General features: G+C 68.7%; 21 protein-coding genes and 2 pseudogenes. 12 read left to right on the top strand and 11 right to left on the bottom strand.

Annotated features, from left to right (window positions below):
• The first annotated feature begins 95 nt into the window (after positions 1-95).
• The 3 genes and pseudogenes from OG884_RS00640 to OG884_RS00630 all read left to right on the top strand — a co-directional run bounded on the left by OG884_RS00640 (position 96) and on the right by OG884_RS00630 (position 5,010).
• Complete coding sequence (locus tag OG884_RS00640) at positions 96-1,667, top strand: IS1182 family transposase (protein WP_326639485.1); 1,572 nt, start codon at positions 96-98, stop codon at positions 1,665-1,667.
• A 125-nt stretch (positions 1,668-1,792) separates the two neighbouring features.
• Positions 1,793-3,364, top strand: a complete 1,572-nt coding sequence (locus tag OG884_RS00635) for an IS1182 family transposase (protein ID WP_326639485.1) — start codon at positions 1,793-1,795, stop codon at positions 3,362-3,364.
• Positions 3,365-3,984: 620 nt separating this feature from the next.
• Positions 3,985-5,010: pseudogene (locus OG884_RS00630) on the top strand (ATP-binding cassette domain-containing protein).
• A gap of 205 nt (positions 5,011-5,215) precedes the next feature.
• On the opposite strand, the gene OG884_RS00625 reads toward OG884_RS00630, so the two are convergent.
• A complete protein-coding gene (locus OG884_RS00625; protein WP_326638736.1) occupies positions 5,216-6,526 on the bottom strand; it encodes an ISAs1 family transposase in 1,311 nt (436 codons plus the stop codon).
• Positions 6,527-6,924: 398 nt separating this feature from the next.
• On the opposite strand from OG884_RS00625, the gene OG884_RS00620 reads away from it, so the two are divergent.
• The 5 genes from OG884_RS00620 (at position 6,925) to OG884_RS00600 (ending at position 11,757) form a co-directional block, all read left to right on the top strand.
• Positions 6,925-8,472: an acyl-CoA synthetase gene (locus tag OG884_RS00620; protein WP_326641045.1), complete on the top strand. Its 1,548-nt coding sequence runs from the start codon at positions 6,925-6,927 to the stop codon at positions 8,470-8,472.
• Between the two features lie 29 nt (positions 8,473-8,501).
• Positions 8,502-8,633, top strand: coding sequence for a hypothetical protein (locus tag OG884_RS00615; protein WP_326641042.1), 132 nt, complete (start codon positions 8,502-8,504; stop codon positions 8,631-8,633).
• Positions 8,634-9,065: 432 nt separating this feature from the next.
• The gene (locus OG884_RS00610) at positions 9,066-9,944 is read left to right on the top strand and encodes an oxidoreductase (RefSeq protein WP_326646832.1); all 879 of its coding nucleotides are present in this window, start codon (positions 9,066-9,068) and stop codon (positions 9,942-9,944) included.
• A 179-nt stretch (positions 9,945-10,123) separates the two neighbouring features.
• Positions 10,124-10,249, top strand: a complete 126-nt coding sequence (locus tag OG884_RS00605) for a hypothetical protein (protein ID WP_326641040.1) — start codon at positions 10,124-10,126, stop codon at positions 10,247-10,249.
• A 170-nt stretch (positions 10,250-10,419) separates the two neighbouring features.
• Positions 10,420-11,757 carry a S1C family serine protease gene (locus tag OG884_RS00600; protein WP_326641038.1) on the top strand — a complete coding sequence of 446 codons (1,338 nt, stop codon included), beginning with the start codon at positions 10,420-10,422 and terminating at the stop codon, positions 11,755-11,757.
• Positions 11,758-11,820: 63 nt separating this feature from the next.
• Here the strand turns inward: OG884_RS00600 and OG884_RS00595 are convergent, their stop codons facing one another.
• The 4 genes from OG884_RS00595 to OG884_RS00580 all read right to left on the bottom strand — a co-directional run bounded on the left by OG884_RS00595 (position 11,821) and on the right by OG884_RS00580 (position 15,111).
• Entirely contained in the window at positions 11,821-12,558 is a 738-nt protein-coding gene (locus tag OG884_RS00595; RefSeq protein ID WP_326641035.1) for an ABC transporter permease, read from the bottom strand.
• A gap of 1,078 nt (positions 12,559-13,636) precedes the next feature.
• Positions 13,637-14,212: a hypothetical protein gene (locus OG884_RS00590; RefSeq protein WP_326641033.1), complete on the bottom strand. Its 576-nt coding sequence runs from the start codon at positions 14,210-14,212 to the stop codon at positions 13,637-13,639.
• A gap of 180 nt (positions 14,213-14,392) precedes the next feature.
• The gene (locus OG884_RS00585) at positions 14,393-14,851 is read right to left on the bottom strand and encodes an ATP-binding protein (protein WP_326641031.1); all 459 of its coding nucleotides are present in this window, start codon (positions 14,849-14,851) and stop codon (positions 14,393-14,395) included.
• Complete coding sequence (locus tag OG884_RS00580; RefSeq protein ID WP_326641029.1) at positions 14,848-15,111, bottom strand: hypothetical protein; 264 nt, start codon at positions 15,109-15,111, stop codon at positions 14,848-14,850. The genes OG884_RS00585 and OG884_RS00580 overlap by 4 nt, the downstream gene beginning before the upstream one ends.
• Positions 15,112-15,492: 381 nt before the next feature.
• Between OG884_RS00580 and OG884_RS00575 the strand changes: the two are divergent.
• The 3 genes and pseudogenes from OG884_RS00575 to OG884_RS00565 all read left to right on the top strand — a co-directional run.
• Positions 15,493-15,732 (top strand): annotated as a pseudogene (locus tag OG884_RS00575) (helix-turn-helix domain-containing protein); the annotation flags it as partial.
• Positions 15,733-15,957: 225 nt separating this feature from the next.
• Positions 15,958-16,746 (top strand): hypothetical protein, encoded by a 789-nt coding sequence (locus OG884_RS00570; RefSeq protein ID WP_326647123.1) that lies wholly within the window; start codon positions 15,958-15,960, stop codon positions 16,744-16,746.
• Between the two features lie 10 nt (positions 16,747-16,756).
• A complete protein-coding gene (locus OG884_RS00565) occupies positions 16,757-17,230 on the top strand; it encodes a hypothetical protein (RefSeq protein ID WP_326641027.1) in 474 nt (157 codons plus the stop codon).
• Between the two features lie 399 nt (positions 17,231-17,629).
• Here OG884_RS00565 and cydC read toward each other — a convergent pair whose 3' ends face one another.
• The 4 genes from cydC to OG884_RS00545 are packed head-to-tail and all read right to left on the bottom strand — an operon-like array spanning position 17,630 to position 22,982.
• Complete coding sequence (gene cydC, locus OG884_RS00560; protein ID WP_326641025.1) at positions 17,630-19,330, bottom strand: thiol reductant ABC exporter subunit CydC; 1,701 nt, start codon at positions 19,328-19,330, stop codon at positions 17,630-17,632.
• Positions 19,327-21,003: a thiol reductant ABC exporter subunit CydD gene (cydD, locus tag OG884_RS00555; protein WP_326641023.1), complete on the bottom strand. Its 1,677-nt coding sequence runs from the start codon at positions 21,001-21,003 to the stop codon at positions 19,327-19,329. Before cydD ends, cydC begins: the two co-directional genes overlap by 4 nt.
• 16 nt (positions 21,004-21,019) lie before the next feature.
• Positions 21,020-21,787: a cytochrome d ubiquinol oxidase subunit II gene (locus OG884_RS00550; protein ID WP_326641021.1), complete on the bottom strand. Its 768-nt coding sequence runs from the start codon at positions 21,785-21,787 to the stop codon at positions 21,020-21,022.
• Positions 21,788-21,797: 10 nt separating this feature from the next.
• Positions 21,798-22,982: a cytochrome ubiquinol oxidase subunit I gene (locus tag OG884_RS00545; protein ID WP_326641019.1), complete on the bottom strand. Its 1,185-nt coding sequence runs from the start codon at positions 22,980-22,982 to the stop codon at positions 21,798-21,800.
• Between the two features lie 166 nt (positions 22,983-23,148).
• Between OG884_RS00545 and OG884_RS00540 the strand changes: the two genes are divergently transcribed.
• Positions 23,149-23,478 (top strand): PadR family transcriptional regulator, encoded by a 330-nt coding sequence (locus OG884_RS00540; protein ID WP_326641017.1) that lies wholly within the window; start codon positions 23,149-23,151, stop codon positions 23,476-23,478.
• Positions 23,479-23,661: 183 nt separating this feature from the next.
• On the opposite strand, the gene OG884_RS00535 is transcribed toward OG884_RS00540, so the two are convergent.
• The gene (locus OG884_RS00535) at positions 23,662-24,351 is read right to left on the bottom strand and encodes a permease prefix domain 1-containing protein (RefSeq protein ID WP_326641016.1); all 690 of its coding nucleotides are present in this window, start codon (positions 24,349-24,351) and stop codon (positions 23,662-23,664) included.
• Positions 24,352-24,549: 198 nt separating this feature from the next.
• Positions 24,550-25,611 carry a pentapeptide repeat-containing protein gene (locus OG884_RS00530; RefSeq protein WP_326641014.1) on the bottom strand — a complete coding sequence of 354 codons (1,062 nt, stop codon included), beginning with the start codon at positions 25,609-25,611 and terminating at the stop codon, positions 24,550-24,552.
• Between the last annotated feature and the right edge of the window lie 91 nt (positions 25,612-25,702).

Here is a 25,702-nt window from a genome sequence, read left to right as displayed (position 1 = left end):
CCACTCAAACCAAGATCTTCAGTGCACTTCTAGAAGTGCACTGAAAATCTTGCGTTCTGGTCCCGCCTCGGATGATTCGGGGCCAGACTCGTTGCGTGCAGGGTGAATGGGCTGGAGAACCGGTAGGGCCGGATGTGTGGCAGACCTGCCGGGAGCTGATCCCAGCCGGGAGCGTTTTCGCGTTCCTGGCCGAACATCGGCAGACGCTGTTCCCAGCAGACATGTTCACGGACATGTATCCCTCGGCGAACGGGCGGCCGAGCATGCCGCCGCAGGTGCTCGCCACAGTGATCGTCCTGCAGAGCCTGCACGGGCTGTCGGACTTCGAGACGGTTCAGGAACTGCGTTGTGACCTGAGGTGGAAGGCCGCCTGCGGCCTGGGTCTGTACGACACCGCGTTCGACCCGTCGCTGTTGACCTACTTCCGACGGCGCCTGCAGCGCTCGGCCGATCCGAACCGGCTGTTCACCAAGGTCAGGGAAGTCGTCGCGGCCACCGGCGTCCTCAAAGGCAGGCAGCGCCGGGCGTTGGACTCCACCGTGCTGGACGACGCGGTCGCCACCCAGGACACCGTCACCCAGCTCATCGCCGCGATCCGCCGGGTCATCCGCGACGTCCCCGGCGCCGAGCCGGTCGCCGCCCAGTGGTGCACCGCCCACGACTACACCGACCCCGGCAAGCCGAAGATCGCCTGGAACGACCAGCAGGCGCGGGACACACTGGTCGACGCCCTGGTCACCGACGCCCTTAATCTCATCGCTCACGTGCCCGGCCAACCGCTCGGCGAGACGGCGGCAGGCGCCCTCGGACTGCTGGCACTGGTCGCAGGACAAGACGTCGAGCCCGCCGACGGCTCCGACGGCCGATGGCGGATCGCCCGGCGCACCGCCCACGACCGCATCGTGTCCACGGTCGACCCCGAGGCCCGCCACATCCACAAGAACCGCACCCGCCACCAGGACGGCTTTCGCGCACATGCCGCGTTCGAGCCCGAGGCGGGGCTGTTCACCGAGGTCGCCCTCACCGCGGGCAGCGGCGCGGACAACCACGAGGCCGCCGTCGCCCGAAGCCTCCTCGCCGGCGACGACGATGCCCTGACGGTACTGGGCGACACCGCCTACGGCACCGGCGACCTGCGACAGACCCTCCAAGCCGACGGCCACACCCTGGTGATCAAGCCGCCGCCGCTACGCCAAGCCGTCCCCGGCGGCTTCACCACCGACGATTTCCAGGTCGACACCCAAACCGGCCGCGTCACCTGCCCGGCAGGCCACACCAAAACCCTCGGCCGCCCGCTGGCAGGTGGTAACCGCCAGGCCCAGTTCAAGATCCTGTGCCGCACCTGCCCACTGCGCGAACGCTGCACCACGTCCAAGACCGGACGCACCTTCAACGTCCACCCCCACTATGACCTCCTCAAAACCGCCCGGCAGCAGGCCGCCACCAGTCAGCGATGGCAGCAGGAGTACCGCCGCTGGCGACCACCCGTCGAACGCGCCATCGCCTGGCTGGTCGCCAAAGGCAACCGTCGCGTTCCCTACCGCGGCGTCCTCAAGAACAACATCTGGCTCCACAACCGCGCTGCCGCACTCAACCTCCGCCGCCTCATCAACCTCGGACTCACCCACACAGGCGGCGCCTGGGCACTGAACCCCGCCACTGCATAAGCCGCCGGGGCGCCTGCTCCGCGCCGATATCCACTCAAACCAAGATCTTCAGTGCACTTCTAGAAGTGCACTGAAAATCTTGCGTTCTGGTCCCGCCTCGGATGATTCGGGGCCAGACTCGTTGCGTGCAGGGTGAATGGGCTGGAGAACCGGTAGGGCCGGATGTGTGGCAGACCTGCCGGGAGCTGATCCCAGCCGGGAGCGTTTTCGCGTTCCTGGCCGAACATCGGCAGACGCTGTTCCCAGCAGACATGTTCACGGACATGTATCCCTCGGCGAACGGGCGGCCGAGCATGCCGCCGCAGGTGCTCGCCACAGTGATCGTCCTGCAGAGCCTGCACGGGCTGTCGGACTTCGAGACGGTTCAGGAACTGCGTTGTGACCTGAGGTGGAAGGCCGCCTGCGGCCTGGGTCTGTACGACACCGCGTTCGACCCGTCGCTGTTGACCTACTTCCGACGGCGCCTGCAGCGCTCGGCCGATCCGAACCGGCTGTTCACCAAGGTCAGGGAAGTCGTCGCGGCCACCGGCGTCCTCAAAGGCAGGCAGCGCCGGGCGTTGGACTCCACCGTGCTGGACGACGCGGTCGCCACCCAGGACACCGTCACCCAGCTCATCGCCGCGATCCGCCGGGTCATCCGCGACGTCCCCGGCGCCGAGCCGGTCGCCGCCCAGTGGTGCACCGCCCACGACTACACCGACCCCGGCAAGCCGAAGATCGCCTGGAACGACCAGCAGGCGCGGGACACACTGGTCGACGCCCTGGTCACCGACGCCCTTAATCTCATCGCTCACGTGCCCGGCCAACCGCTCGGCGAGACGGCGGCAGGCGCCCTCGGACTGCTGGCACTGGTCGCAGGACAAGACGTCGAGCCCGCCGACGGCTCCGACGGCCGATGGCGGATCGCCCGGCGCACCGCCCACGACCGCATCGTGTCCACGGTCGACCCCGAGGCCCGCCACATCCACAAGAACCGCACCCGCCACCAGGACGGCTTTCGCGCACATGCCGCGTTCGAGCCCGAGGCGGGGCTGTTCACCGAGGTCGCCCTCACCGCGGGCAGCGGCGCGGACAACCACGAGGCCGCCGTCGCCCGAAGCCTCCTCGCCGGCGACGACGATGCCCTGACGGTACTGGGCGACACCGCCTACGGCACCGGCGACCTGCGACAGACCCTCCAAGCCGACGGCCACACCCTGGTGATCAAGCCGCCGCCGCTACGCCAAGCCGTCCCCGGCGGCTTCACCACCGACGATTTCCAGGTCGACACCCAAACCGGCCGCGTCACCTGCCCGGCAGGCCACACCAAAACCCTCGGCCGCCCGCTGGCAGGTGGTAACCGCCAGGCCCAGTTCAAGATCCTGTGCCGCACCTGCCCACTGCGCGAACGCTGCACCACGTCCAAGACCGGACGCACCTTCAACGTCCACCCCCACTATGACCTCCTCAAAACCGCCCGGCAGCAGGCCGCCACCAGTCAGCGATGGCAGCAGGAGTACCGCCGCTGGCGACCACCCGTCGAACGCGCCATCGCCTGGCTGGTCGCCAAAGGCAACCGTCGCGTTCCCTACCGCGGCGTCCTCAAGAACAACATCTGGCTCCACAACCGCGCTGCCGCACTCAACCTCCGCCGCCTCATCAACCTCGGACTCACCCACACAGGCGGCGCCTGGGCACTGAACCCCGCCACTGCATAAGCCGCCGGGGCGCCTGCTCCGCGCCGATATCCACTCAAACCAAGATCTTCAGTGCACTTCTAGACGAGAAGTTCCGAAGTAGCGGCGACGCTGATGGTTGGCTGCGCCGGGTTGGCCGCTTGCGGCCCGCCCGTGGAGCGGATGCTTCGGTGGTGCACCTGCTAAGAAATAAGCTCTGAGTTCCCGAGTGCCTCTCCGGGTCATCTCACCCCAGGACCAGGGCGTTCTCCGTGTAGAGCACGTCGCTCCGGCGGTTGAGGAGATCTCGGGATCGGTGAAGCCTCCCCCTTGTCGCCGAGGTTTTTGTAGCGGTGGTGAAGCTGAGGAGTCGCGTGCCGGCCCCGGTCGATCCCGGTGTACGAACGAGGGGGAGGGGGACGGGCTGCCGGACGACTCCGGGCACGGGTGTTCGTGAAGGCCGATCGATTTAACATAAAATGTCGGGAATGACGGTAAATAAGGGTTGCGTTGGGCCAGGTGTGGACCGAGGCCAGAGACCATGATCTGATCGCTGGACCATCTCCTCCCGCACCGTCCGGGCCACCTGCCCTCCTTCCGGGACGCCCGTCGGCTCCCTCCCCGGAAGCCTGCCGAGATCCGTTCCATGTTGGGGTACAGCAGTGATTGACGTGTCGGACCTGCGAAAGGTCTATCGAGATCGGGGGCGCGAGGTGGTCGCCGTCGACGGCGTCGACCTCCACGTCCGCGAGGGTGAGACATACGGCGTGCTCGGGCAGAGCGGCGCCGGTAAGAGCACCCTGCTGCGCTGCGTGAACCTCCTGGAGCGGCCCACCTCGGGCACCGTCTCGGTGGCGGGTCAGGAGCTGACGAGCCTGGCCGAGCGGGACCTGCGCAAGGCGAGGCAGCGGATCGGGATGATCCACTAGCATTTCGCGCTGCTCTCCTCCCGTACCGTCGCCGGCAACGTCGCCTTCCCGCTGGAGGTCATGGGAGTGGCAAAGGCCGAGCGCGGCAGGCGGACCGCCGAGTTGCTGGAGCTGGTCGGGCTGGCCGACAAGGCCGGGGCGCACCCCGCGCAGCTGTCGGGAGGGCAGAAGCAGCGGGTCGGCATCGCCCGCGCGCTGGCCGGCAGTCCTCCGGTCCTGCTGTCGGACGAGGCCACCTCGGCGCTCGACCCCGGCACCACGCAGTCGATCCTGGCCCTGCTCAAGAGCCTCAACCGCGAGCTCGGCCTGACCATCCTGCTGATCGCGGTGATCCCGTTCACCAGGCTGATCGTCGGCACGACCATCGGCACCATCGCCGCGGTGGTCCCGCTGACGCTCGGCGCGGCGCCGTTCTTCGCCCGCCTGGTGGAGACCGCGCTGCGCGAGGTCGGCAGGGACAAGGTACAGGCGGCCCAGGCCATGGGGGCCGGGCGCGCGACCATCGTCGGCAAGGTGCTGCTGCCCGAGGCGATGCCCGGCCTGATCGCGGGGCTCACGGTGACCGTGGTCGCGCTGATCTCGTACTCGGCGATGGCCGGGGCGATCGGCGGGGGCGGGCTCGGAGACCTGGCCATCCGCTACGGCTACCAGCGCTTCGAGACCATCCTCATGATCGTCACCGTTGTCGTGCTGGTCGCCGTCGTGCAACTCGTGCAGAGCCTGGGCGACACCGTCGCCCGCCGTCTCGCGCGCGACTGACCGGCCGAGCCGATGACCTTCTGCCGCCGCGCGGCCACACCGGGGTGACCGGGGGAGCGCTTCCATGGCCGTGAGAAACCCGCTTCCACGGCCGTGAGAAACCCGCTTCCACGGCCGTGAGAAACCCGCTTCCACGGCCGTGAGAAACCCGCTTCCACGGCAGGGCCCCGGCGTTGAATTGTTATGTCCAAGTCCGTCCTGTTGATCAGATGTTGTAGACGGCGAATGCGGCATCGTGGTCGAGGAGATCGCGGCGAGCGTGGGCGATGTTGGCCCGGCCGGCCAGACGGATGGTGCTGATCGCCAGATTCCGGAGGCTGGCTAGGGTTCTGGGTGCGGTACCCGTCCTGACCTGGGAATGATCCTCCGCGAATGTGACGTCCCTGACCCAATTCAGCCGGTTTTCCACCCCCCAGTGCGCCCTTTCGTAGTGGTTGAGGTGCGCGGGGCCTGCCAATTCAACGGGCAGGCTGGTGATGCCGAACACGATCTCCTTGCTGGTCCAGGCGCCATCCAATTCGCCGACGTCGCGGCGGAGCCGGAAGGCTTGCCGGGCGCCGGGGAAGAGGCCGTCATCGGCAGAGGCGGTGCGGATGGTGCGGCGTTCCCTGCGGCCGTGCCCGTGATCGTCATCGACCGCGGTGGTTTGCGTCCAGTCGGCATCCGGCCCGGACAACAGCGCGTGCGCGGCGGCGCGTGCCAGCGGTTGATTGCCCTTGAGGATGAGGACGTAGTGGCCGCCCAGCTGGGTGATCAGACGGGCGGTGGTCTTGGTGGTGTGCAGGGCGTCCAAGGTCAAGACCATCCCGGCCACCCGCAGGTGGGGCAGCATCGCGCGGGCGGCGGGACCCTCGCCTTTCTTGCCGGCGACCTGACACTGGCCCAGGATCACGCCGTGCTCGTGGCTGATCGCGCCGACCAGGAAGACCCTCCCGTCTTCGCTGGTGCGTGCCCCGCGCAGGGCCTTGCCGTCCAGCGCCGCTGCGGGCAGCAGCCCGGCCGGGGCGGGATGGCTGAGCCGGCGTCGTGCCGCGCGGCGCTGTTCCCGTTCGGCGGGGCCGGGAGTGTCGGGCAGTTGTGGCGTCAGAGCCTCCTGCCGTATCACCTCGGCGACATAGCCGCTGATCGCGGCGTCCAGCGCATCGGCGTCCAGCTCCGCCAGAACACGGCGGAAGGTACGCTCACTGGGCACGAGGAACAACCCGGTGAACAGATCACGGTAGGCGCCCAGCCGCTCCAGCGCCGCTTGCGGGCTTCGGGCGGCCCACTGCCAGATCGCCGCGACGCTGTCGCCGCCGACGACCAGGGTCGCGCACGCGGCCAACGTCAAGATGGCCACCAGCGGATGGCGCAGACCGCAAGCAGACCGCCGATCGGGAACCGTCGCCAACCGGCGCATCAACGCCGATTCCACCACGACCGGATCGGGTGCCAGTTCGGACTCCCACAATGCCAAGTCGGCGAGCTGGTCAAGACACGAGACATGCGGGGAACTGGTCAGAGAAGATGGGGACACGAGCGCGACTCCTGCGATGATCTCCGGATTTCGACACCCGAAAGATCAGCAGAAGTCGCGCTCTTTCGCGTTCCACCTGGCCAAACGCTCAACGTCGGCATACCGCATCAGAACCCGGGAACGCCGGGGCCCTGGCTTCCACGGCCGTGAGAAACCCGCTTCCACGGCCGTGAGAAACCCGCTTCCACGGCCGTGAGAAACCCGCTTCCACGGCCGTGAGAAACCCGCTTCCACGGCCGTGAGAAACCCGCTTCCACGGCCGTGAGAAACCCGCTTCCACGGCCGTGAGAAACCCGCTTCCACGGCCGTGAGAACCGTCATCCCAGGGCCGCGACCTCGTCCGCGAGGTCGCGGCCCTGCCGCGTTCGAGTACTTCTCACCGAACCTGAAGCCGAGTAATGTTCTGCTCCATGCACCCGGGAGCCATCGCAGCAGTTTCGCCGGACAAGCCCGCTGTGATCATGGCGGGCTCCGGACGGGTCGTCACCTACCGCGAGCTGGACGAGGAGTCCAACCGCCTCGCCCACCTCTTCCGCGCAGCCGGCCTACGGCCGGGTGACCACATCGCCTTCATGCTGGAGAACCACCCGCTCTTCCTGGTGGTCGCCTGGGCCGCGCACCGCTCGGGCCTGTACTACACGGCCATCAGTTCGCGTCTGAAGACCGACGAGCTCGCCTACATCGTCGACAACTGCGGGGCCCGGGTCTTCATCTCCTCGGCCGCCCTCGCGGACGTAGCGGTCTCCATCACCGACCTCGCGCCCAAGGTCGGGCTCAGGCTCATGCTGGACGGTGTCGCCCCCGGTTTCGACTCCTACGAGAAGGCCGTCGCGGCCCACCCCGCCACGCCCGTCGAGGACGAGTGCCAGGGCGTGGACATGCTCTACTCCTCCGGCACCACCGGGCGCCCCAAGGGCGTCAAGCCCACGCTCTCCAAGGCCCCGCTGGAGGAGCCCGGGCCGCTGCTGCGGCTCATCCAGTTCCTGTTCGCCCCCTCGGCCGACAGCGTCTACCTCTCCCCGGCTCCGCTCTACCACGCCGCCCCGCTGCGCTACTGCATGAGCTTCCAGCGGATGGGCGCCACGATCGTCGTCATGGAGAGGTTCGACCCGGAGCAGGCGCTCACGCTCATCGAGAAATACCGTGTCACCCACTCGCAGTGGGTGCCGACGATGTTCATCAAGATGCTCAAACTGCCCGAGGAGGCCCGCGTGCGCCACGACCTGTCGTCGCTGGCCTGCGCGATCCACGCCGCCGCCCCCTGCCCCATCCCCGTCAAGGAACGGATGATCGACTGGTGGGGGCCGATCATCCACGAGTACTACGCGGGGACCGAGGGCAACGGCTTCCTGTACGTCGGCTCGCAGGACTGGCTCGCACACAAGGGCACGGTCGGCCGCCCGCTGCTCGGCGTCACCCACATCTGCGATGAGGACGGCAACGAGCTGCCGCCGCGCCAGCACGGCACCGTCTACTTCTCAGACGGCCCGCAGTTCGTCTACCACGGCGACGAGGCCAAGACGGAGGCATCCCGTGACCCGCGGGGCCGGGGCTGGACCACCCTCGGGGACATCGGCTACCTCGACGAGGAAGGCTTCCTCTACCTCACCGACCGCCGCTCCTACATGATCATTTCTGGCGGTGTCAACGTCTATCCGCAGGAGGCCGAGAACGTCCTGTCCGTCCATCCCAAGGTGGCGGACGTGGCGGTCCTCGGCGTTCCCGACGAGGAGATGGGCGAGCAGGTCAAGGCGGTCGTCCAGCCGGCCTCCATGGACCTGGCGGGTCCGGAGCTGGAAGCCGAGCTGATCGAGTACTGCCGCTCCCAGCTGGCGTCCTACAAGTGTCCCAAGTCCGTCGACTTTCGCGAGGAACTGCCCAGGCACCCCACCGGGAAGCTCTACAAACGCCTCCTGCGCGACGAATACTGGCCCGCCGGCTCCTGATCGCCTCCCGCACCGCTGCGGACTTGGTCTTGACCAGGCGCTGCTGGACGGCCTCGGTGGCCGCGCGCAACCTGCGGATCGAGTCCAGCCTCACCTCGGCCGTCGGCGCCGGGAGGTCCCGCTTGAGTTCGTCGGCGATCGTCTTGACCAGGGAGGCCTAGACCTCGCGGTAGAGGTCGGCGACGGTGCTGGCGATCTGGTCGAGGAGGTCCTGGTCTACAGCCATGAGGTGGACCTCCTCGTGGCATCAGCACTATGTGTCTGGCTGATCGAGCCAACATCGCCCACGCTCGCCGCGACCCCATCGACCGCAATGCCGCATTCGCCGTCTACAACATCTGATCAACATGCCGGAACCGGACATGGCGAATCAACGCTGAGGCCGGGACTGAACGGGGAAATCCGGACGCCCGGTCAGGCCCGCCCGTCCGGCGCGCAGCCCCGCAGGATGAACGCGATCACCTCGTCCAGCCCGTGTTCCACGATCTCCGGAGCGAGCATGCCGGTCGCGGCCAGGTTGGCGTAACCGTGAAGCGTCGCGAAGACCGGGACGCCGAACTACTGCACCCAGCACCGCACCCGGCAAGTGGAACATCACCGACATACCTGACTGGAACGGTCGCACTGCCGTCGTTACCGGCGCCAACAGCGGTATCGGCATCGCCACCGTCGAGGCGCTGGCCGCCGTGGGTGCCCATGTGGTGCTCGCGGTACGGGACCCCAAGCGTGGCGAGGCCGCCGCCGCGGGCGTGCACGGCAGCGTGGAGGTACGCCGGCTCGACCTGGCCGACCTCGCCTCCGTGCGTGAGTTCGCCGCCGCCTGGCGGGGCGATCTGGACCTGCTCGTCAACAACGCCGGCGTCATGAACACCCCGGAGTCCAGCACCAAGGACGGCTTCGAGACGCAGTTCGGGACCAATCATCTGGGCCACTTCGCCCTGACCAACCTGCTGCTGCCGCACATCACCGACCGTGTGGTGACCGTGTCGTCCGAGGCGCACAAGAAGCCGGGCACCCCGCACATCCACTTCGACAACCTCAACCTCACCGGCGAGTACGCCCCGAGGAAGGCATACAGCCAGTCCAAGCTGGCCAACCTGCTGTTCACGCTGGAACTCCAGCGCCGCCTCGCCGCATCGCACTCGCCCGTGTGTGCCCTGGCCGCGCACCCCGGCCGGGCCGCCACGAACCTGCAGCGCCACGACGGCAGCGCGCTGGGCCGCGTCGTCATGCGGGCCGTGGCCCAGGACAACAAGGCCGGCGCACTGCCGACCCTGTACGCCGCCGTCCAGGACCTCCCCGGCGCGAGCTGCGTCGGCCCGGACGGCTTCGGCGAGGTGCGCGGCGCCCCGACCCTGGTCGGCCGCTCCCCGGCGGCCAGCGACCCGGCGACGGCCCGGCGCCTGTGGACGGTCTCCGAGGAGCTGACCGGCGTCACGTTCCCGCAGCCGACCGCGGTCACCGGAGCGTGAGGGCGCCGCGCCCTACTACCCCCGCCCGGGGTCGGTCAGCCGTGCGCCCGGAGGCGGAACACGGGATGGTCCGCGGGGTCGGGCAGCGCCGTGAAGACCGCGGAGACCGTCGGCATACTGCCGTACTTCTCCGGTAGGCCGCCATCGGCGGCGGCCGCTCCGCCACGGGCACCTCTTCCGTGCGCCGCGCGGAACTGGACGGGCTCGAAGAGCAGCCGGCCAAGCAGTTGGCGGAGGTGCAGGCCGAGCGGGAGGAACTCGCCGTCGCCGAGCGGGTCCTTAGAGGGGCCGAGGAAGATTTTTGAGCTGCCCTCCGGGGTCTGAGCACGGCTGATAAAGCCGTTGTCAGGAGATGCGGATCACCGCGATCAGCCCCTTAACCTGCGCTTACACGCCATCGGGCATCGTTTCTACCAACCGGTGAGCACCGGCCTCCGCCCCGTCGAATCGGGGGGACGTGGGACTTGGGGAAGACATGGACCCGAACAGGAACGAGCAGCAGGACACACCGGCCGAGGCGACCCCGGGGAACGACGGCTGGACCCAGTTCGGCAAGGTGCCGCCGAGCGCCGGCGCCTATCGTGCCGGTGAGGACACCGGACCGCAGCCGACGCTGATCCACCCGGTGCCGGAGCAGCTCGCCGCCGAGGCCCCGGAGAAGGCCGGAGGACCGGCGGTGGTCCCCGCTCAGCGCGGCAGGCTCACCGCCGGGCAGAAGATCGGCGCCGGTCTCGCGCTGGCGGCCATGGCCGTCGGCGGCGGGGTCGCGGGAGCCTTCGCCGCGACGAGCCTCAACGGCACCGCCACCGTGGTGTCGTCGTCCAGCCCGATCGTCAGCCCGGTCGGCAACGTGACAACGGTCGCGGACATCGCCCAAGCGGTCCAGCCCTCAGTGGTGTCCATCGAGGTCAGGACCGCCGCGGGCGGGGGCGAGGGGTCCGGAGTGGTGCTGTCGGCCGACGGCCTGATCCTGACCAACAACCACGTGGTGACGGCCGGCGGGCAGGGAGGCCCGGACAGCCGGGTGACCGTCAAGTTCAGCGACGGCAAGACCGCCACCGCGAAAATCATCGGCACCGACCCGGCCACCGACCTCGCGGTCATCAAGGCGGAGGACGTCTCCGGCCTCACCAAGGCCGCGATCGGCGACAGCGACCGGCTCAAGGTGGGCGACTCCGTGCTCGCCATCGGCAGCCCGCTAGGCCTGTCAGGGTCGGTCACCGCCGGGATCGTCAGCGCGTTGAACCGTACGCTCACCGTCGGTGGAGACCAGGGCCAGCGGCAGCTCCCGCCCGGCTGGGGCAACCAGGCGGAGGGCGGCCAGAGCCCCACCACCATCGGTGGCGCCATCCAGACCGACGCGGCCATCAACCCCGGCAACTCGGGCGGCGCGCTGGTCAACGCCGCCGGGCAGGTGGTGGGTATCAACACCGCCATCGCCACCAACGGCGGGGAGGGCAGCATCGGTGTCGGCTTCGCCATCCCCATCAGCACCGCCAAGCATGTCGCCGAGCAGCTCATCAAGAGCGGCAAGGTCTCCCACGCCTTCCTGGGTGTGAGCGTGACCGATGCCACCGGGGATGCGGATGGCGCGCTGGTCGGCCAGGTCACCGAGGGCAGCCCGGCGGCCAAGGCGGGCCTCAGGCAGGGCGACCTGATCACCAAGATCAATAACACGGCCGTGGACGAGGCGGCCACCGTGGTCGGAGCCGTCCGCGGCTTCAAGCCCGGCCAGCAGGTGACCGTCGCCTACGTCAGGGACGGGCAGCCCCAGACCGTCACCGTGACCCTCGCGGAGAAGACCGGCGAGTAGTTCCACCCGCAGGTCGTGCCGCCGGAGCCCTTGTGATCCGGCGGCACCACCTGTTTTCGGGACTCAGGAGAAGCGGCGGCCCTCGTCACGCCGGTAGGCCCAGACGGCCAGGGCTCCGGCCGCCAGGGTCCAGAGGCCGAACATGACCATCGACAGTGTCCCGGGGGTGCCGTGGCCGATCGCGGCCCAGACCAGCTCGACCGCGCCCCGGCTGGGCAGGAAGGGCGCGACCAGCTCGATGAACGCCGGTGCGTCCGTCGGGTTCATGAACAGCCCTCCGCCCACCGCCATCGGGAACAGTGTCAGCTGCACCACCGCCATCGCGGCCTTGGAGGGCAGTGCGCAGCCGATGAACAGGCCCAGGAGCTGGAACGGGACCGAGGCGACCACCAGGGCGCCGAGGCCGAGCAGCAGCCGCGCCGGCGTCACGACGGCCTCGGTGAGCAGGGCGGCCACCAGCAGCACCGGTACGATCCCGATCGTTGTCATGGCCAGCGCGTTGAGGATCCGGGCACCGAACCTCGGCCAGGGACCCGCGGGAAGGGTGCGGGTGTAGGAGTCCCAGGGCTGGGCGCGGTCCTCGGCGATGCCCAGGCCGTGGGTGAACAGGGAGCTGGACATAGCCGAGTAGATCAGTATCGACGCGGTGGCCAGGGTGGCTCCGACGGGGTGGTCCCCGGCGAACGGCACTACGAAGAAGAACATCGAGGCGGCGGGGAAGAAGCCGTTCCCGATCAGGGCGATCGGCACCCGGACGGTCTCCAAGAGCTGGTACCGGGTGTAGGTGAGAAGAAGCGACATGGGTGATCCTCCCAAGAAGGCTGGACGCGCCGGAAGAGCCGGGCAGGGCGAACCGTTCCAGCAGCGCCCCCCCGGTCGACGCCGCGCGGGTAGTGGGCGGCGACGAAGTCCAACACCTCGCCGACCCGCAGTGTCGCCGGCAGTCCGGTCTCCTGCGGGGTGACGCCGATGCGGCGCCGCCGCCCGGAGTCGGTGGGGGAGCCGCCCAGCAGTTCGACCCGGCCCACACTGGGCCTGCGCAGACCACAAGGAGGTTGATCAGGGTGGACTTCCCGACTATCGGTTTGGGACGCTTTTCCCGGTTTCCCAGCCAGCCCTACCCCTGGTACCGGGCACAGGCCCCCAGCCCAGGCACTGATGATCTTGAACGTCCCTGCACCGGCCCGCCGCAACCCACCCACCCTCCCTCGAGTCCGTCGTGGCTCAGCTCGCCCCCACCCTGACGACGCCGACCGTCCAGATATGGAGCCTTTGGCACCGACCTTCCAGGACAACCCGCGACGCTGACGGCAAGTGGGCTCAAACCTTCTTTACTGGTTTCAAGGCGCCAGCGCTCCGCGCCGCCGCTCCCCGAGCCGCCGGAACAGTTGCCGAATTAATCAGCGACCCTCACGACACCCCCGCCACCGACGAGTTGCCGAAAGAACCAGCCGCCCCCGCTACCGCCGCCATCGGTTGCCGAAAGAACCGGCGATCTCCCCCGCGCACACCCGTAGCGTACGAATTGCCGAATTAATCTTGTATAGGTCAAGCAGGCGGCAGCGCTCCGCGCCGCCGCCCGGCGCGGCATGCCCGCCCCCGCCGGACAGACATCGAGGCCGGGCATGCGGCCTGGAGGCCGGTCCCGCCCCGCGCCCGCCCGACAGGGACGCGCAGACCCCGCCGCCCACCGCACAGCCCGCCGCCGCAGCCAACCGCACCCGCCGACCACCCACGCGCAGCCGCCCCAGGCCCCAGACGACGAAATGACGTACGCACGGTCAGTACGTCACCCATAAGACGTACCGATCACCAGAGCCCGTCATGTTCACCCGCCGACAGGCCGCTCCGACCACCGGCCCCAACCGCTACGCGGCCCCTACGGGGTGCTTCGCATTGGCGCCGGCCGCTCCGCTCCGTAGTCCCGGTACGGCTTCCCCCGTAACAGGTAATCCGGTCTCACCGCCCATGGATACGTCAGCGACCGGCAATCAACACACCTGCACTTAAGCTTCTTCGCTACGCGCCACGATCCGTGCTCCACACCGGGGTCACGCACAGCGATGAGCGCCCCTTCGAAGGCAGCGGCCCACTGATCATCGTAGGCCCGCCACATCAGCACCTGCCGGAGTCGGTACCCATGCTTTTCCGCCACCCGCACCAAGTCACTCTCCAGACAACCACCCCCCTTCAAGACGTCGTCAACGATCCGCGCCTGCAACAAACGATTCTTATACGGAGGCGTCTCCCGGTACACCGGGAAACAGTTCCCCCCGACAGCGAACGACGCATCAACAACGACCCGATCAAACTCCTGATCCGCGCAACGGTAACTGTGAATCGTGGTCGTATCCACACCTACCTTCACCGACACTTCGGCCATGGTAAGACCGGACGCGATCCCTTCAATTATCTGACGTCTCACGCCGTCGTCATCGAGGATTAAAATTGACACCTATAATCCCGCACTCCATCAATTATTCCGACATTACCGCTTCAACTCGTAAGTCGAAAGTGACGTACTCAGCGTTGGGCCGGGGATCTCAACAAGCGCCCTCTTGACTCGCGCAGCCCCCCGGCCAGGTGCGACGGCCATTAGCGCGGGGATGGCGCACCGCCGCACCAGCTCAAAGCATCAGCAGGCCAGCCGGAACCAGACCGCGCGACCTATCTCCGGATCATGGTCAGAACCCCAACCGCTCGACAGGCGATGGACCCAGTCCAGACCCCGCCCGCCGAGACTGTCCTCACCCGCCGACCGCATCGCGGGCACGTTGACCGACGACCCCTGATCGATCACCTCGATGTGGATCACGTCCCTACCCAGCCCCACGGCGACCGTGACCAGCCCCTCGGGGTCAATGCCCGAATCACTGTGCAGGATGCTGTTCGTCACGACCTCACTGACCAGCAACCGCGCCGTCTCCAGGACCTCACCCGAGAAGCACTGCGCACTCAGCAGCTCCACCACCCAGCCACGAGCCTGCCCCGCCGACCGCACCTCACCACCGAAGTTGCGCATACCGACGATGCACAGCCCATCCCAGCGCCGGAACATCGTCTCCACCGCGCCGTAGACGTCTTCCCGGCTCACCGCGCCGCCGCCTTGAGAATGCGCCGCACCGCGTCCTCGCTGAACGCGTCGACCCGCTGAGTACGCCCCCGCCCCCAGGTGAAGATCCACCCTCCGTGCTGGAACAGGGCAGTCACTCGCAGATCCCCCACCGCGCGCGGCATCACCACACGCGGTTCGCCGGTCAGCGGGAGTTCCACCGTCGTCGCCACACCCAGATAACGGAGATCCCAGGCCAGCCGGACAAGATGGATGAACCGGTCCTCCTGCGGATCTTTCACGACTGATCGCTGTACGACAGCGGATACTTTGTCCCGCTTCTCTGCCGTCGCTTCACTAGAGCGCCTGGCTCTAGGATGATCCATGGATCGCACCTCCCTGTGCGGTCAAGGACCCGTCCAGTGCGCAATCACTGAGGCGGGTCCGCTCTTTTATGAGCTTGGATGAGAGCGAGAGCTACGCCACGCCTCTAGTGCAGGCAGGAGGGGCGTCGCGACTCTTGAGCGCAAGCCGTAGCCCCTGCTGTACGGAGCGGAGAAGCACTCATAGGGCGATCATCGCTGCGGGCATTGGCCCTAGTTAATGCCGTAGCACTGGCAGCACTAGGATTATTCTTCTCACGAATATCTGTGCGGTAGCACTTCCGCGCCTAACCTAAAGTTATGAGACAGGACCAAGGTCGTCCCTCGCTTCAGTTCTGGTCCACGCCCGCCGTAGCAGCCGCTCTCGCGGAGTGCGACATCCCCGCCGTCCTCGCTGAGGTGCAGCGGGCCAACGGATGGACGCAGGGCCAACTAGCCGAGGCGATCGGCTACTCCCAGAGCTGGGTTTCTAAAGTGCTGCGGAATCGTCAGCCGCTCACGGTGGACCAGGTCCGGGAAATATCAGTCCGAATCGGACTTCCACTTCATTTGCTCCGATTCGGTGCCCGAGGGGATGACGATCCAACGAAACGCAGAGACTTCGGCAAGGCGGTGGCTTTCACGGCTCTCGCAGCCCTACCCCTGCCTAAACGTGCGGAGGTGGACGAAACCACCGCACCCACTTTGACCAGCATCACCGGCGCTCAACGACGCCTAGAGGCAACGACGCCCGCTAATGAGCTAGCCCGAGGAGCCGTAGCCCATGTGAATCTGGCGAACCGTGTCCTCGGACGCGCCGCCCAGTCCGACTACGCCAGTGACATCCGTGCAGTGATGAGCGAAGCCGCTGGTTTCGCCGCATGGCTTCATGCCGACATGCACGACATCGGCACCTCGCGCACCTACTACCGCTTGGCGATCGACAGCGCCCGTCAGGCCGAACACTCCCTGTTGGCGGCTTACATGATCGGCAGTCTGGCCGCCTTCGAGATCGACGCCGATGACCCCATGTTGGCGCTGGACCTACTCGCCCAAGCGCGAAGGGAACTAGGTGAACAGCCACCGGCAACCGCACGAGCATGGCTGTACAGCATTGAGGCACTCGGCCACGCGACCGCCCATGACGCCCCCGCCGCTGTAGCCGCGTTACGAGAGGCTGAATCCGCAGTGATTGCCAGCGAACGGGCAGCAGCACCGCCGTGGCCTTGGGTCTTTCCGTTCGATGATGCGAAACTCGCGGGCTATCGCGCACTGGTCATGGTACGACTCGGCCGCGCAGACGAAGCCGTGGCCGCGTTCGCTGAGTCGTTGTCATCGGTCCAACCAGCCATCAAGCAACGTGGAGTGCTCATGACTGAGATCGCCACTGCCAAGGCCATGTCCGGGGACTATGACGAGGCTTTTCACCTGGTATCAAACGCCCTGACGGTAGGGATCACCTACGGCTCAGAGCGGATCATCCAACGTGCTAGACGGTTCCGCCGAACCTATGGCGGTCCAATGACAGGCAGCGCCCGCGCGTTCGACGAGCGTCTTCGCGCGACTCTCCTTTAGAAAGAAGGCCATGATCCGTATCGCCGTCTCCGGACACCGGGGCCTTTCCCCCGCGATCACTACCCTGATCGACGACGCTATTCGCTCACTGCTTGCCGAACATGCCCCTACGTTCACGGGCCTGTCATGTCTCGCGGACGGAGCTGATCAGATTTTCGCCCGAGCCGTCATCGACCTAGGTGGAGTGCTGGAGGTCGTGACCCCCGCCAGACAGTACCGGGAAGGGCTACCCGTCGAGGCGCACCAGGAGTACGACGCGTTACTCGTCAGAGCCGAGCAGGTTCACGCCATGGATTTCATCGAGTCCACATCTGAGTCACACATGGTGGCCAGCCGTTTCATGCTTGATCACGCTGACGAGCTACTTGCTGTCTGGGACGGCAAGCCTGCCAGGGGATACGGCGGAACGGCAGATGTCGTAGCTGAAGCCAGAGAGCGAGGGCTGAAGATTCATGTCATCTGGCCTGAAGGGGCTCAGCGCTGACGGCCAAGTCTGTCGCGGATAGTCAGCCTGTTTGGTCTACACGGCCCGCTCCGCGCGCCGATTCGCGTGGCGCGTGCGGGTGGGCGCCCCCGTCGCCCAATTGTCCGGGGCTCCCGGAACCCGTCAAGCACGGCTGTGATCGTAGGACAACCAGTCTGTACGGAAGGTCACCGGGAACATGTACACGCAAAGCCGCCCTTGACAGAACCCGGTCGCAGTCCCGGTGTCGGCAGCTATGGGGGTTGAGGGAGATGTGGGACCCGCATGGTGCCGACCGTTCCGAAGAGCTGGACCTAGACAGCGAGCCGACGCATCCGGCAGGGGAGCGCCCTAGGCAACTGGCATGGGAAGGTGCCCATGAGGCCCCTTGAGCTGCCGTGCCAACTTAAGCGGGAGTGCTCAGTGCCCGGTGGTCAGTGCCTCGGAACGCCACAGGTCCCGGTAATACCCAGGCAGGTCCACCAGCTGCTCGTGGGTGCCCCGCTGGACCACCGAGCCGTTCTCCAGCACGACGATCTCGTCCACCCGCTCCAGCCCGCGCAGGCGATGGGTGACGAGCAGCGTCGTGTGGCCGTGGGTGGCGTCCAGCAGGTCGGTCATGAGCGCGTCCGCCGTCGTCTCGTCCAGAGCCTCGGCGGGCTCGTCCAGCAGCAGCACCGGCGGGTCGTGCAGCAGCGCCCGCGCGAGCGCCAGCCGCTGCAGCTGCCCCCCGGACACCGTCCGGCCGTCCTCTCCGAGCACGGCGTCCCAGCCGGTCCGCTCCACCCATCCCTCCAGGCGCGCCCTCCGCAGGGCCCCGGCGAGCTCCTCGTCACCGGCCTCGGGGCCCGCCAGCCGCAGGTTGTCCCGCACCGACGCCTGGAACACGTACGGATCCTGGGTCAGCCCGGTCATCACCCGCCGGACGTCGTCGGACGCCAGCTCCCTGACGTCCACCCCGCTGACCCTGATCGTCCCCGACTCGGGCTCGACCAGGCGCATCAGGGCGGACAGCAAGGTGCTCTTGCCGGCGCCGCTCGGGCCGACCAGGGCGACACGCCTGCCGGGAGTGAGGGTCAGGCTGACGCCGTCCAGCGCGGGGGCGCGGTCGGCGCCGTGCCGGACCACCAGCTCCTTGATCTCAATGGTCGGCGGCCCGGCGGGTACCTCGACCGCGGTGGCCGGCTCCGGCACCGCCGGAGCGGTCGCGCCGACCTCCCGCAGGCGGCGCAGGGCGGCGAGCACCCCGGTCAGCCGCTCGGCGGCCGAGGCCATCGGCAGCACCGGTTCGAAGGCGACCAGCGAGGTCAGCGCGAGCACCGCGGCGGCCACGGAGCCCGCGCCGGAGTTCTGCGCCACGAGGACGATCGCCGCCACGGTCAGGCCCTGGGTGAGCATGCCCAAGGCGGAGGCCGCCGCGTTCGCCCGTGCCTGGCGGCGCTCCAGCGCAGCCAGCCGGCTGTCGGTCTCGGCGGCGGCGGCCAGGGCCCGCTCGTTCGCCCCGTAGGCGGCCAGGTCGGCCGCGCCGTGCACCAGGTCGGCGACCCGGGCCGCCAGGTCGGCCCGTGCGGGGGCGATCCGCGCCGACCAGCGCCGCGCGGCGGCGGCCGTGCCCGCCGGGATCAGTACCCCGGCCACCAGCAGCCCGGCCACCAGCACCAGCGCCGCGGCCGGGAGCAGGAACAGCCCGATCACCACCGCGGTCATGCCGGTGACCAGCGCCGCGACGGCCGGAAGCAGGCAGCGTACGAGCAGGTCCTGCACCGCGTCGGTGTCGTCGACCATGCGGCTGAGCAGGTCGGCCCCCCGCTGGTTCAGCGGTCCCGCGGGGATGAGCGCCTGGTAGAGCCGCTCCCTGGTCGTCGCCTGGGCTCGCAGCGCCACGTCGTGTCCGGCCAGGCGCTCCCCGTAGCGGAAGACCCCCTTGGTCGTCGCGAATGCCCTGACCCCGACGATCGCCACGCTCAGCGCCGCCAGCGGAGGCTGCTCGGCGGCCCTGGTGATGAGCCACGCGGCGGATCCGATCAGCCCGAGTCCGGCCAGCTCGGCCGCCGCTCCGGCCGCCGCGGCGAGGGCCGTCCGCCTGCCGGTGCCGGACAGGATCCCGTTGGAGTGGATCATGGGGAGGGGATCTCCTCTCGCGTCCCGGCCACCACGCGGCCGTCGGTGACCCGGATCACTCGGTCGGCCAGTTCGATCATCGCGGGCCGGTGGGCGACGATCACAGCGGTTCGGCCCTCGGCGAGGTCGCGGGTCGCGCTCACGACCGCGCTCTCGCTACGGCCGTCGAGCCGTGCGGTCGGCTCGTCCAGCAGGAGCAGGCCGGCTCCCGGACGGCAGAACGCGCGGGCGAGCGCGACCCGCTGCCGCTGCCCGGCCGACAGGTTCGTCCCGCGCTCGCCCAGCACGGTGTCGTAGCCCTCCGGCAGCGCCGAGATGAACTCCTCGGCCTGCGCGGCCCGCGCCGCGGCCCTGACCTCGTCGATCGTCGCGCCGGGGGCGCCGAGCCTGATGTTGTCGGCCACCGAGGTGGCGAAGAGGTGCGGGCGCTGGGGGACGAACGCCAGGCGCGCGCGCCAGGAGTCGTGGTCGCCGATCTCGGCACCGTCGACGAGCACCCTGCCCTCGGTGGGGGTGACGAAGCCGAGCAGCAGGTGGAGCAGGGTGCTCTTTCCCGCGCCGCTCTCGCCGACCAGCGCCACCCGCTCACCGGGGGCGATCACCAGCGACACGTCCTCCAGCGCGGCCTCCTCCCGGTCCGGGTAGCGCACCGTGACATGCTCCAGCCGGATCTCCGGTGCCGTCGTCGCTCCAGAGCCCGCGTGCCCGACGGCGGGTGCGCCACGCGGGGACGGAGCCTGCGCGTGGCCGTCGAGCACGGCGAACGCCTCGTCGGCGGCGGCGACGCCCTCCATCGCCGCGTGGAACCTGCTGCCCATGTTGCGCAGCGGCAGGTACGCCTCCGGTGCCAGGAGCAGGACCAGCAGCGCGGTCGACAGGTCCAGTGAGCCCGACAGCAGCCGCAGGCCCACCGGAACGGCGACCAGGGCCAGTGAGAGCGACGCGGCCAGCTCCAGCACCAGTGAGGACAGGAACGCCACCCGCAGCGTGCGCATCGTCGTGGCCCGGTGGGCGTCGGCCACGGACGCGATCACCTCGGCCTGGTAGCGGGCCCGGCCGAAGGCGCGCAGCGTGGGAAGGCCCCGGACCACGTCCAGGAAGTGGCCGCCGAGGCGGGACAGGGCCCTCCACTGACGTTCGGTGACGGCCTTGGTGTGCATGCCGACCAGTGCCCCGAAGATCGGGATGAGCGGCAGCGTGACCAGCACGATCACCGCGCTGGCCAGGTCGGCGGTGAAAAGCCGGACGAGCACCGCGATCGGCACGACGCCCGCGACCGCCACCGCGGGCAGGTAGCCCGACAGGTAGGGGTCGAGGGCGTCCAGACCGCGGCCGGTCAGGGTCACCAGCTCTCCCGAGCGCACCGAGGCCGGCCTGGTGGGGCCGAGCTCCTGCAGCCGCGCCAGCAGGCGGTGTCGCAGGGCGGACTTCACTCCGGTGCTCATGCACCCGGCGGCGACCCCCTGTACCAGGGCGAACAGCGCCCGGACGCCGACGAGCAGAGCCAGCAGGATCAGGGCGGAGGTCGCGAACCGCCCGGACAGCACCCCGGCGAGCAGCTCCGCCTGACCGAGGACGAGCAGTCCGGTCAGGACGGCGGAGGCCAGGCACACGGCCAGATGGCGGCGGACCGCCCGCTCGCCCAGCGCCAGCCGTACAAGATCCTTGTGCATGCCAACCTTAGAGACCTCAGAAGAACGATGGAACCCGGTCGGCGGCACGCCAGGGACCGAACGTCCGCCATACCCATACTTGCGCACCCACCATGAAGGGTGCGAACGGCAGAATCATGAGACTCAGCACATTTAGCGTCCCAGCGGGCGCCATATGGTGCAGAAGCCAGGGGGCGAGCACGACGAGCAGCACCGTGACGGGCGCGGCCGCGGCGCACGCCGAGCCCAGGAGCGCCCATCCGGTGCGGCGCGCCCCGGTCATCCGCTCGGGCAGCCGCCAGGAGAGGAACGTCCAGCCGTGGAGGGCGAACAGCACGGCCATCGCCAGAGCGCCCGCCAGACCGAGCAGACCGATCACCGGCCCCGACAGGCCGCCGGCCACCGCGACCAGTGCCATGCCCCAGCTCAGTGCCAGGCCGTAGGAGCCGGCGCAGATCGCCCAGTCCCAGGTCGCACGCCATGCGCTCCCGTCGGCACGGCGGCGGAACCAGAGCCCGGCGTCGCGCAGGATCCACGACACCAGCAGCAGTACCACCAGCGGGTAGAGGCCGAACAACACCTTCCCCTCGATCGAGGGGAAGGCGCCGAACAGCACGCCCGCCACGGCCACCAGCCACACCTCGCCCGCCAGGACGAACGGCGCCATGGCGGCGACGATCTCGTCCCGGTCCCGTTGCGTCCTGCCGAGCACGGGCAGCAGCATGCCCACTCCGATGTCGAAGCCCTCCAGGGCGAAATAGCCGACCAGCAGGAGTGCGAAAACGCCCAGCCAGAGGATGTCCACGATCAGCTCCCTAGTAGCTGAGCGCGTGCGCGCGCTCGTTGGGGTCGGCGGGGGCGTCCGCGCCGAGGGTGGCGACGGCGGGTCCGTGCCGTACGGTACGGGCGATCAGCAGGTAGTCGACGAGCGCGAGCAGGCCGAGCACGCCGCCGAAGGCGATGAACGAGACGGTGACCATCCCCGGGGTGAGTCCGGGGGACATGGCGTCGGCGACGGTCAGCCTGCCGTTGATCAGCCAGGGTTGCCGCCCTGACTCCCTGGCCAGCCAGCCGAGGATCGCCGCCAGGAAAGGCAACGGGGTGATCGCCATCAGGACGGGGTGCGCCCAGCGCCAGCGCGGCAGCCAGTACACGGTCGGCGTCAGCGCGAACATGATGACGAACTGCAGCAGCTGGCCGATCATGATCATGAAGCCGAGCCCCAGCCCCGAAAGTCCCCCGCCCCCGAACTTGTCCGGCTGGACCCCGGAGATCGCGCCGAACTGGGCGTAGCCGAAGCCGACCGTGATCAGCGAGCCGACGAAAGAGGTGATCACCCCCGTACGGAGCGAGCTCGTGAAGAACTCCCGCTCGGAGGTGTGCCTGAACAGCTGGTAAGCGCTGGCCCCCATCACCACGAAACCGCCGGCCCACAGGCCGGCGCCGAGCACGTGCGGCAGCGCCATGGTCAGCGTCGGGTTGGTGAGCAGCGCGCCGAAGTCGGTCAGGACCAGGCGGCCGCCCCGCTCCACGGCTCCGGCGGGGTGCTGCAGGAACGAGTTGGCCACCATGATCCAGAAGGCGGAGGCGTAGGCGGTCAGCGTCACCATCCAGATGCACATCAGGTGCAGCCATCTGGGCAGCCGATGCCAGCCGAAGATCCACAGGCCCAGGAAGGTGGATTCCAGGAAGAACGCGCCGAGTGTCTCGATCGCGAGCGGCGCCCCGAAGATGTCCCCGGCGTAGTGGGACAGGCCACTCCAGTTCAGGCCGAACTGGAACTCCATCACCAGCCCGGTGAGGATGCCGAGCGCGTAGTTGATCACATAGATCTGGCCCCAGAAGCGGGTCGCCCGCTCGTGGATCGGCTTGCCGGTGATGGCGTAGCGGGTGTGCATGATCGCGATCAGGGGGGCCAGGCCCAGGGTCAGCGCGACGAACAGGAAGTGAAGACTCCCCGTTACGGCGAACTGCGTCCGGGCCAGGTCGAGCACGTCCACACTCTCACCTCCAATATTATGGCTGCCTACCTGTAGGCACTCTACATGTAGAACGCCTACAGGTAGAATGCCTATACGAGAGGTAGGCTGACGACGTGAGTGAGCGAAGCGAACGGGCCGCCCGATGCGGCGATGCGGGATCCGTCCGGCCCGCGGAGGCGATCGCGTGAACACCGACGCGCTCCGCGGCCACATGGACGCCCTGCTGCTCTCCGTGCTGGAGCACGAACCCCTGCACGGCTACGCGATCATCGAGGCGCTCCAGGCGCGCAGCGGCGGCGCGCTGAACGTGCCGACGGGCACGGTCTACCCGGCGCTGCGCCGGCTGGAGCAGGCGGGATACCTGACCGGCGAGTGGGCCACGGTGGGCGGCCGCAGGCGGCGCACCTACCGATTGACCTCCTCCGGTCGCACGACCCTCGCCGGCGAGCGCTCCGCCTGGCAGAAGTTCGCCGGAGTCATCGGCGGCGTCCTGGAGCCGCGGACCACCCGCTGACGTCCGGCATGTCCGGCGGAGGCGGGGCCTGTGCACAGTCGGGGCTTATGCGCAGTCGGGGGTCATGTGCAGTCGGGGCTTATGCGCAAGTCCGGGTTTATGTGCAGTCGGGGCTTATGCGCAAGTCCGGGTCTATGTGCAGTCGGGTTTATGTGCAGTCGGGGGTCATGTGAAAGCCGGGGTTTATGTGCAGGCGGGGACGGGGCCGCGGCGGGTGAGGCTCAGGCATCGGAAGGCGCCATAAAGCTGCAGGCCCCAGAACGCGTAGCTCACCAGCGCCGCACCGACTCCCGGCGGGTAGTCGCTCAAGCCGATCGCCGCGCGGGAGCCGAGCATCAGTGCCCCCGAGAGCACGAGCATGACCGGCAGCATCGCCCAGACGAACATGCCCAGGAACCGGGTGATGAGCCGGGGGCGCCTGATCCTGCGCAGCCCCCGGCCCAGCGCGAACAGCGCGATCCCGCCGAGCACGCCAATGAGCATCTGGAGGATGTCCAGGCCACGGGCGACCGGGACAAACCAGTCGGGACTGGTCTCGTACCCCATCGGGGTGGTGGGGAAGATCTTCCAGATCGCGCTCCACATGACCGTGGTGAGCGGCACGGTGAGGAACAGCACGACGGCCAGCCTGCGGCCCGCCGCGATGGACAGCTCCTCCTGGTAGTCCGGCGCGATCTCACCGATCGCCCCGAACTCCTCGACCGCGGCACGCTCGGCCTCCTCGCGCCCCAGGCCGCCGCTCTCCAGCGCCTCGGCGGTGTCGAGCAGGCTGTCGCGGGCCTCGGTGATCATGTCAAGTCTCGGACCCCTGGGACCTCTGAGAGCGCGGCTGAGCCCGGTCACGTAGTCGTCGATGACCCCGGTGCCTGCCATGCGCTCTCCAGATGTTCTCCAGCGGCCTGATCCCCGCCCAGGGTATGGATATCCCATCCTGGTCGCCCATCCGGGACCGTCGCATCGGGGACCACCCTGAGAAGACCCCGAGTCGACAGCCGGCCACCCGCGGAACACGCTCGGATCCCGTGGGAGCGTACGGTCTTCCGCGGGCACGCGCGGTCTCACGGGCGGGTCTCAGCCGTGGTTGGGCACGCGCCGCAGAGGCCACCAGCGCAGCCTCGGCCATGGACTGCGCGAGGCGACGGCGAGTGCGCAGCCGCTCAGCCGGAGCCCCTCGGGATGGCGGATTCCGGTGAAGAGGCAGGCGCTGAGGTCCAGGTCGGAGAGTTCCAGTTCCCCGGCGTCCACCTCGTGCAGCGAGGTCACCCGGGCGCCGGCCCGGCCCCGCACCGTGGCCGGGCCGCGCAGGGTCGCTCCCTCCAGGTCGGCCCGCGCGTTGTCGAGCCGGACGGTCAGCCGCCCGTCCACTTCCAGGCGCCGCAGGTCCACCGAGCACCCGCCGGTGGTCACGTCGAGACCCTTGCCCGCCCACGCCCCGGCGAGGGTCAGGTGGCGGCCGACCGAGATCGGGCCCAGGTAGCCACCCGCCGAGAATCGCGCCCCGTCGAACCCGGCCAGCCCGCCGAAGCTCGTCTTGCGGAACGACACGGTACGGCGGAACCTGCAGCCTCTCAGGGTCGCGTCGCCGGTGAATCCGGTGCCGTCGAAGGTGACGAAACCCCGGAAGTCGGCGTTCTCGAAGGACGCGGTCCGGTCGAAAAGCGCTCCTCCGAACAGCGCGTCGCCGTTGATGGACACTTGGTCGAAGGCCGCGTGCCCGGTGATGGCGACCCCGTGCAGGGAAAGTTCCCTGTCGAACCTGACCTCCCTGAAGGAGACGTTGCGGGCGAACCTGGCGTTGAAGAACGAGGCGAGGCGCTGGAAACGCGCATGGTCGAAGGAGACGTCCCCGCCGAATGCGATGTCGCAGAACCGCACGCTCTCGGGAAAGGTCGCCCAGTCGAACCGGGCCCGCCCCAGGCGCCCGCGGGTCGCGGAGAGGATCCGCTCCAGCAGGTTCCTGCTGACGACTGTGGCCCGCAGGTCGATCGTGGAACCGGGGGAGAGGCCGCGGACGACCTCGTCGAGTTCGGCGGCGTCCAGATGGGCCAGGCAGCGCCGGTACGGCTGCCGCGCGGATCCGGCGCACCCCTGGGATGCGGCGCAGGTGTCCCAACCCACGTCCAGAGTTCTCATAACCGCAGTGATACCCGCAGGCGCCGAGGCAAGCGACCTCTAGGTCAAGGAAAGCCATATCTGGCCGGGCTGGATAGACATGAAGTGTCAA

This window comes from Streptosporangium sp. NBC_01755, assembly GCF_035917995.1.
Classification (GTDB): Bacteria; Actinomycetota; Actinomycetes; order Streptosporangiales; family Streptosporangiaceae; genus Streptosporangium.
The sequence above is the reverse complement of the archived record's forward strand: the minus strand, read 5'-3'. Positions and strand labels throughout refer to the sequence as shown.

Excerpts from the sequence above, each read along its gene's own strand:
- OG884_RS00565 (WP_326641027.1), top strand. The coding sequence starts at position 16,757 with ATGATCCGTATCGCCGTCTCCGGACACCGGGGCCTTTCCCCCGCGATC.
- cydC (WP_326641025.1), bottom strand. The coding sequence starts at position 19,330 with ATGATCCACTCCAACGGGATCCTGTCCGGCACCGGCAGGCGGACGGCC.
- OG884_RS00595 (WP_326641035.1), bottom strand. The coding sequence starts at position 12,558 with ATGTCGCTTCTTCTCACCTACACCCGGTACCAGCTCTTGGAGACCGTC.
- OG884_RS00620 (WP_326641045.1), top strand. The coding sequence starts at position 6,925 with ATGTTCTGCTCCATGCACCCGGGAGCCATCGCAGCAGTTTCGCCGGAC.
- OG884_RS00530 (WP_326641014.1), bottom strand. The coding sequence starts at position 25,611 with ATGAGAACTCTGGACGTGGGTTGGGACACCTGCGCCGCATCCCAGGGG.
- cydD (WP_326641023.1), bottom strand. The coding sequence starts at position 21,003 with ATGCACAAGGATCTTGTACGGCTGGCGCTGGGCGAGCGGGCGGTCCGC.
- OG884_RS00600 (WP_326641038.1), top strand. The coding sequence starts at position 10,420 with ATGGACCCGAACAGGAACGAGCAGCAGGACACACCGGCCGAGGCGACC.
- OG884_RS00535 (WP_326641016.1), bottom strand. The coding sequence starts at position 24,351 with ATGGCAGGCACCGGGGTCATCGACGACTACGTGACCGGGCTCAGCCGC.